This window comes from Cryobacterium sp. 10I5 (assembly GCF_035019865.1).
Classification (GTDB): domain Bacteria; phylum Actinomycetota; class Actinomycetes; order Actinomycetales; family Microbacteriaceae; genus Cryobacterium; species Cryobacterium breve_A.
The window spans coordinates 34770-51782 of the sequence record NZ_JASJVI010000014.1 but is presented as its reverse complement, the minus strand read 5'-3'; the positions used below and the strand labels follow the sequence as shown (position 1 = coordinate 51782).

Sequence of the window (17013 nt, the reverse complement as noted above, 5' to 3'; positions counted from 1 at the left end):
CCTCACCCTCCCGCGAGAGTACGAAAAGTGCCCTTAAGAAGCGGGTTTAAGGGCCACAAGTGTGCTCTCGCGGTCGTGCGACGACGGTCGTCGCGCGGGCGACGTGGGGGCTACGACGGGCGGGGGGAACGGATGCGCGGAGCAGGCGCTCAGGATTCGGTGACGGTGCCTGCGACGACCTTCCAGTGCCGGTCGGTGTGGACCGTGGCCAGCATCCGCCGGTCGTGGGTGACCAGGAGGAGAGTGCCCTCGTAACTCTCGAGGGCCTGCTCGAGCTGCTCGATCGCGGCGAGGTCGAGGTGGTTCGTCGGCTCGTCGAGGACAAGGAGATTGATGCCGCGGGCCTGGAGCAGGGCGAGGGCCGCGCGGGTGCGCTCCCCCGGCGACAGCTCGCCGACCGGCCGGGTGACGTGGTCGGCCTTGAGCCCGAACTTGGCAAGCAGGGTGCGCACCTCGGCGGTCGACAAGTCGGGCACGAGCTCTTCGAAGCCCTCGGCGAGCGGCCGCGAGCCGAACAGGAGTGATCTGGCCTGGTCGATCTCGCCGATCCGTACGCTCGCTCCGAGGCTCGCCGTGCCACTGTCGGGCGCCGACCGGCCGAGGAGGGCGCCGAGCAGGGTCGTCTTGCCCGCCCCGTTCGGCCCGGTGATTCCGATCCGCTCCCCCGCGTTCACCTGGAGCGACACCGGCCCGAGGGTGAACCCGCCCCTGCGGAACACGGCCTCGTTGAGGGTCGCGACGACCGCGCCCGACCGCGGCGCCTCGCCGATCGTGAAGTCGAGCTGCCACTCCTTGCGCGGTTCCTCGACCTCGTCGAGGCGCTTGATCCGGCTCTCCATCTGCCGCACCTTCTGCGCCTGTTTCTCGCTCGATTCAGCGGATGCCTTCCGCCGGATCTTGTCGTTGTCCGGCGACTTCTTCATCGCGTTGCGCACGCCCTGGCTCGACCACTCCCGCTGCACCCGGGCGCGGCCTACGAGGTCGGCCTTCTTCTCGGCGAACTCCTCGTAGTGTTCGCGCTTGTGCCTCCGGTCGGTTTCGCGCTCCTCGAGGTAGGAGTCGTAGCCGCCGCCGAAGACCCGGTTGGCGCCCTGGGCGAGGTCGAGTTCGAGCACCCGGGTGACGCAGCGGGCCAGGAATTCCCGGTCGTGGCTGACGAGCACGACCCCGCCCCTGAGCCCCTGCACGAACGCCTCGAGGCGTTCGAGGCCGTCGAGGTCGAGGTCGTTGGTCGGCTCGTCGAGGAGCACGACGTCGAAGCGGCTGAGCAGCAGGGCGGCGAGGCCCACCCGGGCGGCCTGGCCACCGGAGAGGGAGGTCATCGCCGCGTCAGCCGCGAGGCTGAGGCCGAGGTCGGCGAGTTGGGCGGGCATCCGCTCGTCAAGGTCGGCGGCGCCGCTTGCGAGCCAGCGGTCGAGCGCTGCTGAGTAGACGTCGCCGGGGTCGCGGTCGTCTGGGCCACCGCCGGCGGCGCCATCGCCGCCGGTGCCATCATCGACGGGCGCCTCACCCGCGAGCAGGGCGGCGGCGGCATCGAGCTCTCGGCTCGCTTCGGCGCACCCGGTTCGGCGGCCGATGTAGTCCGCGATCGATTCGCCGGGCCTGCGGTCCGGTTCCTGCGGCAGCCAGCCGACGAAGGCATCCGCCGGGGAGAGCCCGACGCTGCCGGCCTGAGGGGCGAGTCGGCCGGCGAGCAGCCGCAGCAGCGTCGACTTGCCGGAACCGTTGACCCCGACCACCCCGACGACGTCGCCGGGCGCGACGGTGAGGTCGAGAGAGTCGAAAAGGGTACGGTGCGCGTACCCGCCGGCGAGGCCCTTGGCCACGAGCGTTGCGGTCATTACTCCATGGTCTCATTGCGCCTGTTCTTCCGGCACCGCGTAGCCTGTTACTGCCCCGTGACCGGCACGACGGCAGTTCGAAGGGCTTTCTTGTGGACACCACCCTGCTCCGGCGTTTCGTCACGACCGCCGAGGCCACCAACTGGGGTGCCGCGGCGAAGACCCTCAACATGACCCGGGCCACCCTGCTGATCTCCATCCGCAAACTCGAGGAGGAGGTCGGCGGCGAGCTGTTCGTCACCGTCGACGACGTGCCCACCCTGACAAGCGCCGGTCTCGAGCTGCTCGAGGTCGCGCGTCCCGTGGTGCGGAAGCCCGCAGCACCGGCTGCGCCCCAGAAGCAGAACCAGGCGAAGGCCGGCGGGAAGGCGAAAGCCTCCAAGGGCCAGGGCCGGGCGCCCGCGGTCAAGGGGGCGCCGAAGCCCAAGGGCCGCCGCCAGTCCCGCTGAGCGGCGTGACCGGCCCGCCCGATAGGGTGGTCTCGTCCACCCCGAGGAAGGGCACGATCATCAGAGAACCACGGCGAATCGATTCAGAGTCCGTCCAGCGGATGGCTTCCGCATGAACTGGGTGATCGCCGGGCTGCCCCTGCACCCCCTGCTCGTGCACGCGAGCGTGGTCCTGATCCCGCTGGCCGCCCTCTGCACGATCCTGACCCTGGTCTGGCCGGCCGCCCGGCGGCGGCTCGGAATCGTCACGCCGCTGCTCGCGTTCGCCGCGCTCGGCGCGACCCTGCTGACCGTGCAGGCCGGAGAGGCCCTGGCGCAGATCATCACCCCGACCGCGCTGAGCGGGGCGCACGTCGCCATCGGCGAGACCGTGCGGCCGTGGATCTTCGGGCTGTTCCTCGTGGCTGCGGCCCAGTGGCTCTGGTTCCGCTATTTCGGGACCGGGCAGAAGTACGGCGCCCGAATTCCCTCCGCGGGGACCCGTACGGCCCTGACGGTCGTACTCGCTGTCGCGGTCGCCCTGACGAGCGTCGGATCCGTGGTCTCGGTCGTCGTCGTGGGTGATTCCGGCGCCAGGGCCGTGTGGTCGCCGGTCGTCGACGGCACGAAGTAGGGACTGACGACGGGCCTGGTTCCCAACCTTCTGCGGGGCCTTGACCGCGACTCGCGACGGGTGTACTACGGACGCCGTGAGGGCTCGGACGGGTTCCGGGCATGCCGTCCAAAGGAGGAATCATGGCGTCCTTCACCCTTGACTCTCTGCGTGAACGCGTCCGCGGATCCGTGATCGGACCGGACGATCCGGGGTACGACGACGCGAGAGCCGTCTACAACGGAATGATCGACAAACGTCCGGCCGTCGTGGTCAGGCCCTCGCAGGTCGCCGACGTGATGACGAGCGTCGCCTTCGCCAGGGAACACGAACTGCCCGTCGCTGTTCGCGGCGGAGGGCACAGCGCCCCCGGCTTCGGCACCGTCGACGGTGGCCTCGTCGTTGATTTCACGGCCCAGACCGGTGTTCGGGTCGATCCGGCCACGGAGACAGCACGTTCCGGGCCCGGGGCGACCTGGGCGGACTTCAACCACGCCACCCACGCCTTCGGCCTGGCCACGACCGGCGGCATCATCGGCTCGACGGGCGTGTCCGGGCTCACCCTCGGCGGCGGCATCGGGTACCTCTCCCGGCAATACGGGCTGTCCTGCGACAACCTGCTCTCGGCGGATGTCGTGACCGCGGACGGACGGTTCCTCGTGGCGAGTGAGACCGAGAACGCGGACCTGTTCTGGGCCCTGCGCGGCGGCGGCGGCAACTTCGGAGTCGTCACCTCTCTCGAATTCCGGCTGCACCCGGTCGACACGATCTACGGGGGCCTGGTGATCTACCCCGCTGCGGAGGCCGAGACCGTCGGCCGCTTCTACCGGGACTTCATCGCGAACGCCCCGGAGGAGTTCGGCGTGTTCCTCGGCTTCCACCAGGGACCGCCGGTGCCGTTCCTGCCCGAGCAGTGGCACGGCAAGCCCGTCTGCGTCATCGTCGGCGCCTGGACCGGCCCCCTCGACGAGGGCGAGAAGCGCTGGCAGCCGATCCTCGACGCCGCGCCCGTCGCCGGTTCCTTTGTCGGGCCGCTCCCGTACCCCGTGCTGAACGGCCTGTTCGACCCGATGCTGCCCAAGGGCATGCAGGCGTACTGGAAGGCGGACTTCCTCGCCTCCCTGACCGACGACGCGCTGGGCGTCGCCGTCGACTTCGGCAGCCGGGTGCCGAGCATGGAGTCCGCGAACCACTACTACCCGATCGACGGGGCGGTGCAGCGGGTCGCGCCGGGGGCGACGGCGTTCGCCTACCGGAGCGTTGCCTTCGCGCCGGTCATCGCCGGGATGTGGCACGATCCCGCGGACAATGCGGCGAACATCCGCTGGGTGCGCGAGTACTGGGAGGCGCTGCACCCCTTCGCAGAGCCCGGCGGCTACATCAACTTCATGGACGCCGACGACCAGGGGAGGATCGCGCAGAACTACGGCCCGAACTACGAGCGGCTCGCGGAGGTGAAGGCCGTCTACGACCCGGACAACGTCTTCCGCGTCAACCAGAACATCAGTCCGCGCGTCGATGCCCAGTCTGCCGGCACGGCATCGGGAGGCACCCCGGCACCAGCGGCGCAGCAGGGCGGCGCCACGAGCGACGAGGACTGACGAGTGGTCGCCTGACCTTGACCACGCTGACCCGGGTCAGGCCTTCTTGACCACGCTCGACTTCAGCTGCATCGCACCGACGCCGTCGATCTTGCAGTCGATGTCGTGGTCGCCGACGCCGTCGACCAGGCGGATGCCGCGCACCTTCGTGCCGACCTTCACCACGGTCGAGCTGCCCTTGACCTTGAGGTCCTTGATCACCGTGACGGTGTCGCCGTCCGCGAGAACGGTCCCGAAGGCATCCGTGATCACACGCTCGGCGGATGCCTCACCCGGTTCGACGGTCCCGGTCGCGTCAGAGGCGGCCCACTCGTGCCCGCACAGCGGGCAGACGAGCAGTGCGCCCATCTCGTAGGCGAGGTCGCTGGAACATTCGGGGCACGGGCGCAGGGTATCGGTCACTTCCCCACCGTAGTCGAGCGGGGTCGCGACCCGGTCGGCTAGCGCCAGCTGCCGATGATCAGGCCCATGATCGTGAGGTTGAGCACGTCGCTCGCGACCTCGATCAGCCAGACCCGGAACCCGACCCCGGCGAAGAGCCGGTGCGACAGCGATGAGGCCGCGGCAAGCCCGAGGCCGAGCAGGAAGCCGGTGAGAGCGCCCTGGAGCGGGCCGAAACCGGGAGTGGCCGGCGCGACGAACGAGATCACGACGGCGACGCTCACGGCCTCGACGAACGCGGCGACGGCCGTCGCGCCGAAGACGACGGCCATGTTGCTGCCGGCGCCCGGCACCGCCGCCGGGTCGTTGCCCATCAGCTTCCACCAGACCGGGAAGAACGTCTTCGGGCCGAACCAGATACCGCCCGCGATGAAGGCTGCGACAGTGGCGGCCAGGATGGCGAGCCAGTTGAGGTGGGTCAGGTCCACGATCGTTCCAATCGGTCGTCCGGTACGAAGAACTCGACTGTATCGACAAGCGGACGTCCGCAGCCAGCCGCCGCTCGCGGGACGCCGGCATCGAGCGTCGCCGTAGGGCGAGAATGCCGCAGCGGCGAGGCTAGGCCTTCGTCTTCGCGGCCGCCTTGGCCGCTCGCTTGGTCTCCCGCACCCGCGCGAGCGACTCGGCGTCGACGATGTCGGCAACGGATGCGTGTGAGCCGTCCTGCCCGTACGGCGCCGATGCCTCCTGCCAGCCCGGTGCTGCGAGAGCGAATCGTTTCCCGAGGATCGCCAGGAAGATCTTCGCCTTCTGCTCACCGTAACCGGGCAGCGTCCTGAGCCTGCGCAGGACCTCGGCGCCGTCCGGGGCCCCGGAGGTCCAGATCGCGGCGGCGTCGCCGTTCCAGTCCCTCGCGACGACCTCGGCGAGAGACTGCACCCTTGCGGCCATCGAGCCGGGAAAACGGTGCACGGCCGGCGTCGTCCGGAACACCTCGACGAACGAATCGGAGTCGAACGCCGCGATCGTCGCGGGGTCCAGGGTGCCGATCCGATCCCGGATCTTGGCCGGCCCGGCGAAGGCCGTCTCCATCGGGACCTGCTGGTCCAGGAGCATCCCGACCAGGAGGGCGAACGGGTCCTCGCTGAGGAGCGTGTCTGCGGCGGCGTCGCCGGTGATGTGCAGCGTCATGCGGCCATTGTGGCACCGGGAGCGCAGGCCTGCGCGGAGTGGCCGTGAGCGCCCGCAGGCGCCCCGTGCGCACCCACACCGGCAGCAGCAGGGACCACCGCGCCTGCTGGCGCAGCCCTCGCCTGAAACGGCAGGCGCGGGCCGCCGATTCGGGCGCGGCGGCGACGGTACCCCTCTTGAGGGGCGGGTGCAGTGAGCCGACCGGAGCGGATGCCTCCAGGTTCACGCGCGCGTGTCATACTCCGCGGGTGACGCTCTTCGAATCCGACCACGGCTGGCCTCCGCCTCCAGCGCGGCGACCGCCCCGGTGGCGGCTGCGGGGCATCGCGTTCGGGCTGGTGATCGCGGGCGCCGCCGCCGCGGGATTGGTTCTCACGGCGCTGCCGTCGAATCCGCTTTCCGCGCTCACGTCCTACTCCCTCTCGACGGAGACTGCACAGATCGCCGACCGGATCGGGTTCAGCGATGAAGGGCGTGAGATCTTCCTCGCCACGCACCCGCAGCTCCTCGACAGCAGCGACTTCCGTCGCGTCTGCGACGACAACCCCGATGGGGCACACGGTGGCGACTTTGCCACCGTCGGGTGTTACTACGGGCTCGGAGAGAGCTTCGGAAGGATCGCGATCTTCCGCCCCGGCGACGCCCGGCTGGCCGACCAGATCGTGGTGACGGCCGCGCACGAGTTCCTGCACGCCGCGTACGCCCGGCTCACCTCCGGGGAGCAGGCTCGCCTCGACGCGCTCCTCGACACACGCTGGTCCACTATTGCAGCGGACGACCCAATTCAGGCCAGCGTCGATTCTTCGGTGGGGTCTGCAGCGGAGAACCGGTCCACGGAGGAATTCGCGTATTTCGGTACCGAGATCGCCGATGCGGTCGACCCGGCCCTCGAGGCCTACTACGCCCCGTATTTCCGCGACCGCGGTGCGCTCGTCGCGATCCACGACGCGGACCGCGCCCTCTGGGACGGACTCCAGGCCGGCTACAGTGCGAAAGCGGATGCCCTCGCCGTCCAGGAACAGGCGAACGCTGACGCGAGCGCGCAGTTGCAGGCCGACCGCACACAACTGGCCGCCGACCGCGACGGGTACAACCGGCAGGCCGATGAGTACAACGCTCTCTCCCCGGAGGTCCGCGCCCGCACCTACGTCGCCGACTCCGACGCCACGTCGGGCGGTGAGCCGTACGGCAGCTACCTGGCCGGCAGGCTGGCCGAATTCGCGACGAGGGAGTCAGACCAGTCGCGGCGCCGGAGCGAACTCGACGCGGCCGAAGCCGCGGCCCCGGCGGCGCGGACGGAAGTGGAACGACTGTATGCGGACTTCGAGGCACTCACTGTCGCCGCCGTACCCGCCACATGATGCGGGGCGGTTATTGCCGAAATCCGACCGAGGTGCTCTGATGAGCGAATGAGCGAAACGCCTCTGCCCGTCCTCGCCACGAAGCTCTTCATCCCGTCTCCCCGACCGAACGCCGTCTCCCGCCCTCGTCTCCTCGAGCGTCTGCGGGAGGGGCTCCACTCCGGTCACCGAGCGACCCTGCTCTCCGCGCCGGCCGGATTCGGCAAGACCACGGTGGTGAGCCAGTGGATCGCCGACATCCTGGACGGCGAACCGGACGCTCACGTCGCGTGGCTCTCGCTCGACGCGAGCGACAACGACCCCTCACGATTTCTCACCTACCTCGTCGCGGCACTGCACCGCGCCGATGCCTCGGTCGCAGCGGATGCGTACGCACTTCCGCTGTCGTCGATCGAGGGCACCCTGGGCGCGCTCATCAACGATGTCGCCGCAGCACAGTACCCGATGGTCCTGGTCCTCGATGACTTCCACCTCATCGAGGACGGTACGATCCGCGACGGCCTTGTCTTCCTGATCGATCACCTGCCGCCGAACCTGCACCTGGCCATCATGAGTCGCTCAGACCCCTTGCTGCCGCTGGCCCGGCTGCGCGCTCGGGGTGAGCTGACCGAGCTGCGTGCGGCTGACCTCCGCTTCACCCCCGATGAAGCCGCGGCGTTCCTGAACGAGGTCATGCACCTCGAGCTCTCCCCCGTGCACGTCGCAGCCCTCGAAACCCGGACGGAGGGCTGGATTGCAGGCCTGCAGCTCGCGGCACTGTCCATGCGGGATCGCTCGGACGTCGGCGGGTTCATTGAGGGTTTCACCGGCAGTCACCGGTTCGTGATCGACTACCTCGCCGAAGAAGTGCTGCAGCGCCAGCCCGGGGACGTCCGCGACTTCCTCTTCGATACCGCGATCCTCGGCCGGCTGAGCGCCCCCCTCTGCGACCAGGTCACCGGCCGTTCCGACAGCGGCGAGATGCTCGCATCCCTCGAACGGGACAACCTCTTCGTCGTCCCCCTCGACGACCGGCGCGAGTGGTACCGCTACCACCACCTCTTCGCGGATGTGCTGACGGCCCGCATGCTGGCGGACGGTGCCGAACGGGTGCCGGACCTGCACCGACGCGCCAGCGAGTGGCTCGAGCAGAACGGGCTGCTGGAGGACGCGATCGCTCATGCCCTGGCCGCCGGGGATTTCGGGCGGGCCGCCCGGGTGATCGAGTCGACGGTGCCGGGCGTGCGCAGGAGCAGGCAGGATGCGACCCTGCTCGGCTGGCTCGCGCTGCTTCCCGACGACGTCATCGGCCGCAGGCCCGTTCTGGGCGTCTACCGCGCCTGGTCGCTGCTCGTGTCCGGCCAGGTGGATGCCGTCGAACCCGTGCTGGCGGACGCCGAACGGGCACTCGGAGCGACAACGGACGACGGCACGCCAGCCCACGATTCAACGGCCGGCGAGGAACTTCGGATACTCCCCGTCACGATCGCCCTGTACCGGGCCGCGGTCGCGCAGGCGCGGGGCGACGTCCCGGGAACCCAGGCGCAGGCTCGGCGGGCGTTCGATCTCGCCGGCCCCGACGACCACTTCGGGCGCGGCGCCGCCGCCGGTTTCCTCGGACTGGCGTCCTGGGCCGTCGGCGACCTCGGTGCCGCGGTCGACGCGTTCGGCGAGGTCGCCACGAGCCTCCGTCGGTCGGGCAACCTCGCCGACATGCTCGGAACCACGATCGTCATGGTCGACCTCCTCACCCAGCAGGGGCGGCTGCGGGAGGCCGAGCGCGCCTGCGAGGACGCCCTGCGGCTCGCCGCGGAGCAGGGAGAGCCGGTTCCCCAGTCGACGGCCGACCTGCATGTCGCCGTCAGTGAGCTCCGTCGCGAACGCTCCGACCTGGCCGCGGCCCGGGAACAGCTGTTGATGAGCCAGGCACTCGGCGAGCGGGCGTCACTGCCCGAAAACCGGTATCGCTGGTTCGTGGCGATGTCCCGGATCGACGAGGCGGAGGGACGACTCGACGGCGCCCTGGATGCGCTCGGCGCCGCGGAGCGCCTGTACCGGCCCGGGTTCTTCCCGGAGGTGCGGCCGCTGGGTGCGATGAAGGCCCGGCTGTGGATCAAGCAGGGACGGTTCGATGAGGCCCAGGGCTGGGCAGACGGCCAGGGGCTCGCGACAACGGATGCGCCGAGTTACCTGCGCGAGTTCGAGCACCTCACGCTGGCGAGGCTCTCGATCGCGCGGCACGCGTCCGATCCACAGGCCGGCTCCCTCGATGCCGCTGTGGCCCTGCTCGACCGGCTGCTCTCCGCGGCGGATGCCGGTGGCCGGGCCGGACGGGTGAACGAGATCCTTGTCCTGCAGGCATTGGCGCACTCGGCGGCCGGCCACACCGACCTGGCGCTCCGCCCGCTCGCGCGCGTCCTCGCCCAGGCAGAACCGGAAGGGTACCTGCGACTCTTCGTCGACGAGGGCGAGCCGATGGCGGCGCTGCTCCGCTCGGCGACCGTCGCGGGAATCGCCCCGGGCTATGTCGGCCGCCTCAGCGACGCATTCGTTCACGTCGACGGCCCGCGGGCATCCGCCCGGCCGCTCGCCGAAGCGCTGAGCGAACGGGAACTGCACGTGCTCCGGCTGCTGGCGACCGAGTTGAGCGGGCCGGAGATCGCCCGCGAACTGTACGTCTCCGTGAACACCCTCCGCACCCACACCCGGCACATCTTCGGCAAACTCGAGGTCACCAGCCGGGCGGATGCGATCCGTCGCGCTGGTGAACTCGGCCTCGTCTGACAATCACCACCCCGATCACCACACAGGGTGATGCCCCGTCATCACATGTCTCCCTAGATTCAGGGTGTCTTCAGGTAACCGCCTGGGCCACACAGAGCATCGGAGCCTCCCATGAGCATCACGCCATCCACCCTCACCCGCGCGGCCGCCGGAGCGGCCGCACTCGCCGGGCTCATCTACATCGTCATCCAGTTCATCCACCCCGCCGACGTGGTCGCCTCACTCTCCACCCAGATGTGGATCACGGTGCACGTCCTCAGCTTCGGCATGGCCGTTCTGGCCATGATCGGCCTCACCGGAATCTACCTGCGGCAGGTGCAAAAGTTCGGGCTGCTCGGACTGATCGCGTACCTGATGTTCGGACTCTTCTTCATCCTGCAGGCGTCCTTCAACTTCACCGAAGCCCTCATCGCGCCGCTGGTCGCGACCGCAGCCCCCCAGCTCGCCGTGGACATCGTCGGCCTGTTCGGCCGTTACCCGGCCGTGAACGACCTCGGCCCTCTCGCGGCGCTCCCGCAGGTCGGCGGTCTGCTGTACGTCGTCGGTGCGCTCCTGTTCGGCATCTCCATTTTCCGCGCCCGGGTCCTGTCTCGCGGTGCCGGCATCCTGTTGATCGTCGCAGCGGCCGTGACGCCCATCGCGGGCGCACTTCTCCCGCACGCCCTCGAACGCATGGCCGCCATCCCCATGGGCCTCGCCCTGATCTGGCTCGGATACTCCCTGTGGACGAACCTGCGCACAACGACGGCACCCCAGAAGGTGACCCACACCGGCGCACGCCTCGACACGACGCCGACGGTCTGACCCGGGTTCGCCGGACGACCGAGGAGCAATGACATGAAAAACCCACACGGGGCGCCCCTCGGGCGCGGTGGACTCGACACATATGAGATCCGTCTGCAAGGTCAGCTGGATGCCTGCTGGACCGACTGGTTCGACGGCTTCCGGCTGACCGAAGAGAGCGACGGAACAACAACCCTCACGGGCACGATCGTGGACCAGGCCGCCCTGCACGGGCTGCTGCGACGGGTCGGAGACCTGGGCGCCACGTTGATCTCGGTCAACCTCCTGACGAGAAGTGACCGATGACGAGGGACAAGATCACCCGAGCCGGGCCTACACACGACGCGGCAACATCAGGCCTGTCGACACACGACAGGAAGCCAAAAGGCCTGCCGACGCAAGGCCTGTCGACACACGACACGGCGACACCGGACAGGCCTACTGGCGCCGTTCCCGGCGCGGATCGAACCCGCACGCGGGCGCGGGCTCCCCGGCAGCAATGGCTCGCACCGGCCGCACTGATCCTGCTCAGCCTCATCCCGATTCTCGCCGGAGCCGCACGCCTCACCGAGCTGACGGGGGGCGCCGCCGCCACCGAGGACAACGCACGGTTCCTCGACTCCCCCGTACCCGTCACGACGCACATCGTGAGCGTGACCGTCTTCTGCCTCCTCGGCGCCCTCCAGTTCGTTCCCGCCCTGCGGCGCCGGGCGGGCAGGTGGCACCGCGTGGCGGGACGGATCCTCATCCCCGCCGGCCTGCTCTCCGCGCTGTCCGGCCTGTGGATGGTGGCGTTCTACCCGCACCCGCCCGGTGACGGCATCGCCCTCGGCGTGATTCGGCTCTTCTTCGGGTCTGCGATGGCCGTGAGCCTCCTGCTCGGTATTCGCGCGATCGTGCGCCACGATTTCGTCAGGCACGGCGAGTGGATGACGCGCGCCTATGCGCTCGCCGTCGCCGCCGGCACCCAGGCCCTGCTCCTGATCCCGGGGGCGATCCTTTTCGGGCCCAAGGACGAGCTGTCCCGCGCAGTCCTGATGGGTGCCGCCTGGGTCCTGAACCTCGCGGTCGCCGAGCATCTCATCCTTCGGCGCCGTCGTCGCCGGGGCTAGCCCGCGTCGGCTCACGTCCTTTTCTAAAAGGGTGTCGGGTTGTCGGTTTTGTCGGGTGTGGGTTCGAGGTTCCAGACGTCGACGACCGGGGTCGGCGGTTTGGGTGCGGGTGTGGGTTTCCGGGGTGGTCTCATGTCGGCGGAGGGTTCGACGATGTAGCTGTACCCGGCCGGGGACGTCCACTCGATCCGACCATCACCCAGATGTCTCGGCGACCACCTCGTGTAGCTCTTCACCGCGTGGTGGTACGGGCACAGGTGGGCGAGGTTCATCGCGTCGGTCTCGCCGCCGTGCTGCCACTCGACACTGTGGTCCAGGTCAGACCGTTTCGCGGAGCGGCGGCAGCCGGGGAAGGTGCAGGTTTCATCCCGCACCTCGAGCCATTTCTTGAGCGCGGCCGGGACCTTGTAGGTGTCGCGTCCCATCGAGAGCACGACCCCGGTTTCCGGGTGGGTGAGGAGCCGGGTGAAGCTCGGCGCACCCGCCGCGAGCCGCCGCGCGGTGTCGGGGTCGATGGGTCCGTATCCGGCGAGGTACCCGGGTTCCGCGCTTTTGCCCAGCAGGGTCAGGACGGGAACGGTGACGTTGACCTGCGCGGCCACGCCGGCTCCGAGGCCGTCCGGGGTGACGCCGCCGATCAGGACGTCGGTGAGCACGTCTACGGCGATCTGGGTGAGGGTGCGGGTTTCCTTGGGGCCTTGCAGGGTGAGGGCCACGTCGAGGGTGCGGTGGTAGGCGGCCTGCACTTTCTCGGCGTCCCCGGTCACATACAGGGAGGCCATGCCGTCGTTGAGGGCCTGGAAGACCACGTGCCGGTCCTCGACGCTTTTCTGGTGCCTCGCGGTGATGGTTTCCGGGTGGGTGCGTTCCCGCACCCGGCGGGCCCGGTCGGCGAGTTTTGCCACGGTCAGCACTTCCGCAGCGGGCACGAGGACGCCTTCGAACACCGCGCGGGCCCGGGCGGCCTCCTCCGGATCGTCCCCCATTCGGATACCCCAGGCCTGGTCCATGATCACTTGTGCGTGCCGGTAACTGATCGACCCGGAGGTCAGGGCTTCCCTCGTGGCGGGGAGGTCTTCGGCGAGGGTGCGGCTGGCCTCGATCAGGGTCTCCGCCGTGCGCCGCGGCAACCGGAGCAGCGCCCCGACCTCGCAGGCGAACTCCTCCTTCGTGGCTTCCTCCGGCGACCACAGCGGGCGCCGCCCGCCGGCGCGTTCTGCGGCTTCCGCGCGGGCCCGGCCGACATCGGCCAGCACCCGCTGGGCGGTATAGATCGCGTCGGCCCGGCGAGCGGTGGCCTGATTGATTTCGCGGTCCGCGTCCCGGATCGCGTCATAGAAATCGGCCAAGGACGGCTCCACGAGACCGAGGTGCGGTGGATTCACATTCGGGTCGGGAGGGGTCCCGGGCGGGGGTTCCGAGGTGCTGTCGACCGGGCTGTCCACCGGGCTGTCCACCGGGCTCTCCAGAGGGCTTTCCCGGTGGGGTTCTGAGGTATTTTCAGCTGTCATGCCGGTCACTCTACGGACCACAACCGACATTCCCGGGACATCCACCACCCCACAAGCCACCTGTGGATAACCCGGTCAGAACCACTTTGTTGAGGAGAGGCCGTCACGCAGACCTCCCGCGTCCGAAGCGGCCGCAGCTACGCCGACGCCGATCCGCATCGACGGGTCAAAGACTCAGTACTCGCCCTTGATCACGAAGTACGAGCCCCGAATGACACCGGCCAGCTTCGATTTCTGCCGTGCGAATTTGAAGCGCGACGCCAGTTCTTCGGGCACCTCCATGCCGTCGGCGAGCTTGAACCCGACGGCACGCTTCTGACCATCCTCGATGCCGTACATCACGTTGATCGACAACCCGGACTCATAGAACACGTAAGCCATCCGAATCCCCTCGACTTCGAAGGAGGTCACCTCGAGCGGGCGCGAGGCGATGACGATGTCGCGCTCCTCCGAGAGGATGTAGCTTACCCACTCGAGCACGTCCGGAGCATCGCTCACCGGGCTGACGGTGAAGACGTGGTCGTACTTGTTCCTGAAGTAGCGCGCCTCATTGGCCCGTAGGCCGGCGAGCGCTTCGACCACCGGCGACGACTCAAGTCCGACGGACGATACGTTCACGAAGTCGACAATGTAGGACATGCGGCCCCTCTTCGTTCGTGGTGCCGCCCACGCTAGCGCCGTATCCGCCTTCAGAGTATCGAACTAGCCACAGAGTTCTTTGGCGATGCCGGCCTGCGGCGACACGATGATCTGGCTCACCTTGTCCTCAAGCACCACAAAATGGATCCACTGCCCCTGGCCGCTGGCCAGTACGTACTGGGCGATGAGAGTGCCGGCATCCTGGTACGTGATCGAAGGGTACGCGATCGTGAGCTCGTCGAGCGTGGCACCGATTCCGATTCCCGCACTCGTCCGCGACGACGAGGTGGCGGAGTCAGCAGCATTCTCCCCGGTCTCCACGACGACCTGCTGGATGATGCCATCGCTGCCCTGATCGGCGATGACGAAGCTGGGGGTTCCGGCCTCGGTGAAAGTGACGACCGAACGAGCGGGGCAATCGTCCCAGACGGTTTGGGTGAAGGCGGTCATCGACTCCTTTGTCGAAGTCATGTCGGCCCCAAGCACCAGTGGTCCGACACCGGCGAACCCGATGATCCACGAACTCGGGTCGCTCGGGTTCAGTGGAGCCACCGTTGCGGTCACCGCCGGTGCAAGCGTGGGCTCGATCGTGCTGGCGGTCGAAGCTGCAGAAGCGGTCGGGGCCGGTGACGGCGCATCCGCTTTCTGGCTGGCGCATCCGGACAGCAGGATGGCCAACGCCAGCAGTCCCGCGAGCCGTGCGGTGGTGTACCTGGATGCGTCGTCGAACATGCCGATTCCCCCGAGTCCGTGCTGATCAACCTAGCCAGAAGGCTAGCGCACCCAGAGTCCCGGCCCGTAGAGGCCAAAATTGCGACTGACGTGGGACTTCGACTCTGGCGGCTGGGCACCCGGTTGCACAGTGGAATGAACAGTGGTTCCGTGGTTCCACGGATGCCGGAAACCCCCTCCCATCACCGCAACGACATGCACCATTCGACCTTCGAGAAGAGGAACCCGAACATGAATCTCGATCTTGCCGGAAAGACAGCCGTCGTCACTGGTGCCAGCAAAGGCATCGGACTCGCGGTGACCACCGCGCTCGTCGCCGAGGGAGCGCAGGTGATCGCAGGCTCCCGATCGTCGTCCACCGAACTCGACGCTCTGGGCGACGCTGTCCGATTCGTTGCGGTTGATCTGTCGACCCCGACCGGCCCGGACACGCTGATCGCCGAAGCCGCCGATGGCCTCGATATCCTCGTCAACAACGTCGGTGCGCTCACACCGCGCACCACGGGGTTCCTCGACGTGACCGACGAGGACTGGCTCACCACCCTGAACCTCGATCTGATGGCCGTTGTGCGCACGACCCGCGCGGCCATTCCCCTGCTGATCGAGAGAGGAGGGGGAACCGTGGTCACCATCGCGTCTGTGAACGCCTACCTTCCCGACCCTGGAGTCATCGACTATTCGGTCGCGAAAGCGGGGGTCTGGAACCTCTCGAAGGCTCTCTCCAAGGAGTTCGGTGACCGGGGCATCCGCTTCAACACGGTCAGCCCCGGGCCGGTCTCGACGCCGCTGTGGTTGGGCGAAACCGGGGTGGCGTCGACGGTCGCCAAGGCCATGGGCGTCTCCCCCGACGAGGCACGCAAGCGCATCATCGAAGCCGGCGGCGGGTTCGTCACCGGCCGCTTCACCGAACCAGCGGAAGTAGCCGACCTCGTGATCCTGCTGGCCAGCGGTAGGGCCGGCAACGTCACGGGTGCCGACTTCAGAATTGACGGCGGGCTGACGAAGGAGCTCTAGAACGACAGCGTGAGACGTTGCCTAGTGGGCAGGGAACATCCTGCTCATCGGAGGGTGGCCGTCGACCCCGATTCCGCCTTCGGATCCGCCGGCGAGGGCTGGATCAGGGTGTGCCTGGCCGGCCGGCAGGAACCGCTCCTGACGGCGCTCTCCCTCCTGCCCATACCCTGACCCTTCCCCCGGAGGATGCCCCAGGCCACAACGGGCCGGGCGGCTACCGCCCTATTCCCGGCCGTCCTCCAGCGGGATGAGCATGGTGCGGAACGGACCAGCGACGGCGTGGAGCTCCCAGATGCGATCGGCGACCCCGTCGATTCCGTTGGCCAGCTGAAGCTGGGGGATGCCGCCGGGAATCACCAGCTGGTTGACCCTGATGCCCTCATCCGCCAGGGCGTCATGGAGCATCTCGCCGTAGGCGCTCTCGGCAGGGAAGGCCACCGAGGTGCCGGCAAAGCCGGCACGGGCCTTCACCGAGGTTCCGCCGTTGATCAGGATGATGCTGCCGCTCCCTGCCGCCCGCATCGCTGGCAGCACGGCACGCGCCGCGTGGATGAGCCCGAGTGCCGAGAACTGCATTGCCTCCAGGGCCAGCTCCGGAGTCATCTCGAGGACGGGCTTCAGGTAGTCGCGCGACGGGAGCGGGCTGTACTGCAACGCCGTGATAGGTCCGAGCTCCGCTCCGGCACGCGCCAGGGCGACTTCGAGCGACACCGACGTGAGGACATCCGCTGCGTAAGCCCTCGCGGTGAAGCCGGCGGCGGTGAGCTCGGCTGCCATGGTGTCCAGTTTCGACTGGTTCCTGGCGATCAGGGCAATGGAGAAGCCTTCGCGCCCGAACTTTCGCGCTACGGCGGCTCCGAGCCCCGGTCCGGCTCCGATGATGGCGATGACAGGCACGAGGGTCTCCTTCGATGGATGCTGTTGCTGGTGCTGGTGCTGGTGCTGCGATGACTATCGCAAGGAGCCCGAGCCTAACGTCAAAGTGCACCTCCACCCGATTGAGCCATGGAATCGACCACCGGCGCCGACCGAAGTATGTCCGC

At 68.6% G+C, this 17013-nt stretch carries 18 protein-coding genes; 10 read left to right on the top strand and 8 right to left on the bottom strand.

Annotated features, from left to right (window positions below; all coding sequences use genetic code 11):
- Positions 1-149 precede the first annotated feature (149 nt).
- The gene (locus tag QN350_RS06575; RefSeq protein WP_322139310.1) at positions 150-1841 is read right to left on the bottom strand and encodes an ABC-F family ATP-binding cassette domain-containing protein; all 1692 of its coding nucleotides are present in this window, start codon (positions 1839-1841) and stop codon (positions 150-152) included.
- Positions 1842-1933: 92 nt separating this feature from the next.
- Between QN350_RS06575 and QN350_RS06570 the strand changes: the two genes are divergently transcribed.
- The 3 genes from QN350_RS06570 (at position 1934) to QN350_RS06560 (ending at position 4483) form a co-directional block, all read left to right on the top strand.
- Positions 1934-2290: a LysR family transcriptional regulator gene (locus QN350_RS06570; RefSeq protein WP_322139309.1), complete on the top strand. Its 357-nt coding sequence runs from the start codon at positions 1934-1936 to the stop codon at positions 2288-2290.
- Between the two features lie 112 nt (positions 2291-2402).
- Complete coding sequence (locus QN350_RS06565; RefSeq protein ID WP_281534310.1) at positions 2403-2903, top strand: DUF2231 domain-containing protein; 501 nt, start codon at positions 2403-2405, stop codon at positions 2901-2903.
- Positions 2904-3025: 122 nt separating this feature from the next.
- Positions 3026-4483 carry an FAD-binding oxidoreductase gene (locus tag QN350_RS06560; RefSeq protein WP_322139308.1) on the top strand — a complete coding sequence of 486 codons (1458 nt, stop codon included), beginning with the start codon at positions 3026-3028 and terminating at the stop codon, positions 4481-4483.
- A gap of 36 nt (positions 4484-4519) precedes the next feature.
- On the opposite strand, the gene QN350_RS06555 is transcribed toward QN350_RS06560, so the two are convergent.
- The 3 genes from QN350_RS06555 to QN350_RS06545 form a co-directional block, all read right to left on the bottom strand.
- Positions 4520-4885 carry a zinc ribbon domain-containing protein YjdM gene (locus tag QN350_RS06555; RefSeq protein ID WP_322139307.1) on the bottom strand — a complete coding sequence of 122 codons (366 nt, stop codon included), beginning with the start codon at positions 4883-4885 and terminating at the stop codon, positions 4520-4522.
- Between the two features lie 38 nt (positions 4886-4923).
- Positions 4924-5352 carry a DUF1761 domain-containing protein gene (locus QN350_RS06550; protein WP_322139306.1) on the bottom strand — a complete coding sequence of 143 codons (429 nt, stop codon included), beginning with the start codon at positions 5350-5352 and terminating at the stop codon, positions 4924-4926.
- A gap of 130 nt (positions 5353-5482) precedes the next feature.
- Positions 5483-6055 (bottom strand): HhH-GPD-type base excision DNA repair protein, encoded by a 573-nt coding sequence (locus tag QN350_RS06545; protein ID WP_322139305.1) that lies wholly within the window; start codon positions 6053-6055, stop codon positions 5483-5485.
- Between the two features lie 248 nt (positions 6056-6303).
- Between QN350_RS06545 and QN350_RS06540 the strand changes: the two genes are divergently transcribed.
- The 5 genes from QN350_RS06540 (at position 6304) to QN350_RS06520 (ending at position 12074) form a co-directional block, all read left to right on the top strand.
- A complete protein-coding gene (locus QN350_RS06540; RefSeq protein ID WP_322139304.1) occupies positions 6304-7416 on the top strand; it encodes a hypothetical protein in 1113 nt (370 codons plus the stop codon).
- Positions 7417-7464: 48 nt separating this feature from the next.
- The gene (locus QN350_RS06535) at positions 7465-10179 is read left to right on the top strand and encodes a LuxR C-terminal-related transcriptional regulator (RefSeq protein WP_322139303.1); all 2715 of its coding nucleotides are present in this window, start codon (positions 7465-7467) and stop codon (positions 10177-10179) included.
- A 111-nt stretch (positions 10180-10290) separates the two neighbouring features.
- Positions 10291-10983: a hypothetical protein gene (locus QN350_RS06530; RefSeq protein WP_322139302.1), complete on the top strand. Its 693-nt coding sequence runs from the start codon at positions 10291-10293 to the stop codon at positions 10981-10983.
- Between the two features lie 33 nt (positions 10984-11016).
- On the top strand, positions 11017-11268 hold the full coding sequence (locus tag QN350_RS06525; RefSeq protein WP_281534300.1) for a hypothetical protein: 252 nt from the start codon (positions 11017-11019) through the stop codon (positions 11266-11268).
- The gene (locus QN350_RS06520; protein WP_322139301.1) at positions 11265-12074 is read left to right on the top strand and encodes a DUF2306 domain-containing protein; all 810 of its coding nucleotides are present in this window, start codon (positions 11265-11267) and stop codon (positions 12072-12074) included. Before QN350_RS06525 ends, QN350_RS06520 begins: the two co-directional genes overlap by 4 nt.
- Positions 12075-12097: 23 nt before the next feature.
- Here the strand turns inward: QN350_RS06520 and QN350_RS06515 are convergent, their stop codons facing one another.
- The 3 genes from QN350_RS06515 to QN350_RS06505 all read right to left on the bottom strand — a co-directional run bounded on the left by QN350_RS06515 (position 12098) and on the right by QN350_RS06505 (position 14674).
- Positions 12098-13423: an HNH endonuclease signature motif containing protein gene (locus QN350_RS06515; RefSeq protein ID WP_323507860.1), complete on the bottom strand. Its 1326-nt coding sequence runs from the start codon at positions 13421-13423 to the stop codon at positions 12098-12100.
- Between the two features lie 336 nt (positions 13424-13759).
- Positions 13760-14224 carry a phage tail protein gene (locus tag QN350_RS06510; RefSeq protein ID WP_322139299.1) on the bottom strand — a complete coding sequence of 155 codons (465 nt, stop codon included), beginning with the start codon at positions 14222-14224 and terminating at the stop codon, positions 13760-13762.
- Between the two features lie 63 nt (positions 14225-14287).
- The gene (locus tag QN350_RS06505; RefSeq protein ID WP_322139298.1) at positions 14288-14674 is read right to left on the bottom strand and encodes a hypothetical protein; all 387 of its coding nucleotides are present in this window, start codon (positions 14672-14674) and stop codon (positions 14288-14290) included.
- Here QN350_RS06505 and QN350_RS06500 point away from each other — a divergent pair.
- A complete protein-coding gene (locus QN350_RS06500; protein WP_322139297.1) occupies positions 14661-14981 on the top strand; it encodes a hypothetical protein in 321 nt (106 codons plus the stop codon). The two genes, QN350_RS06505 and QN350_RS06500, sit on opposite strands and share 14 nt — an antisense overlap.
- Before the next feature lie 206 nt (positions 14982-15187).
- Positions 15188-15970, top strand: coding sequence for an SDR family oxidoreductase (locus QN350_RS06495; protein ID WP_322139296.1), 783 nt, complete (start codon positions 15188-15190; stop codon positions 15968-15970).
- A 222-nt stretch (positions 15971-16192) separates the two neighbouring features.
- On the opposite strand, the gene QN350_RS06490 is transcribed toward QN350_RS06495, so the two are convergent.
- On the bottom strand, positions 16193-16867 hold the full coding sequence (locus tag QN350_RS06490) for an SDR family NAD(P)-dependent oxidoreductase (RefSeq protein WP_322139295.1): 675 nt from the start codon (positions 16865-16867) through the stop codon (positions 16193-16195).
- Positions 16868-17013: the final 146 nt, after the last annotated feature.

Bases quoted from the DNA above. Each gene is read 5' to 3' on its own strand.
- QN350_RS06575 (WP_322139310.1), bottom strand. From the start codon at position 1,841: ATGACCGCAACGCTCGTGGCCAAGGGCCTCGCCGGCGGGTACGCGCAC.
- QN350_RS06565 (WP_281534310.1), top strand. From the start codon at position 2,403: ATGAACTGGGTGATCGCCGGGCTGCCCCTGCACCCCCTGCTCGTGCAC.
- QN350_RS06560 (WP_322139308.1), top strand. From the start codon at position 3,026: ATGGCGTCCTTCACCCTTGACTCTCTGCGTGAACGCGTCCGCGGATCC.
- QN350_RS06545 (WP_322139305.1), bottom strand. From the start codon at position 6,055: ATGACGCTGCACATCACCGGCGACGCCGCCGCAGACACGCTCCTCAGC.
- QN350_RS06535 (WP_322139303.1), top strand. From the start codon at position 7,465: ATGAGCGAAACGCCTCTGCCCGTCCTCGCCACGAAGCTCTTCATCCCG.
- QN350_RS06530 (WP_322139302.1), top strand. From the start codon at position 10,291: ATGAGCATCACGCCATCCACCCTCACCCGCGCGGCCGCCGGAGCGGCC.
- QN350_RS06525 (WP_281534300.1), top strand. From the start codon at position 11,017: ATGAAAAACCCACACGGGGCGCCCCTCGGGCGCGGTGGACTCGACACA.
- QN350_RS06520 (WP_322139301.1), top strand. From the start codon at position 11,265: ATGACGAGGGACAAGATCACCCGAGCCGGGCCTACACACGACGCGGCA.
- QN350_RS06510 (WP_322139299.1), bottom strand. From the start codon at position 14,224: ATGTCCTACATTGTCGACTTCGTGAACGTATCGTCCGTCGGACTTGAG.
- QN350_RS06505 (WP_322139298.1), bottom strand. From the start codon at position 14,674: ATGACCGCCTTCACCCAAACCGTCTGGGACGATTGCCCCGCTCGTTCG.
- QN350_RS06495 (WP_322139296.1), top strand. From the start codon at position 15,188: ATGAATCTCGATCTTGCCGGAAAGACAGCCGTCGTCACTGGTGCCAGC.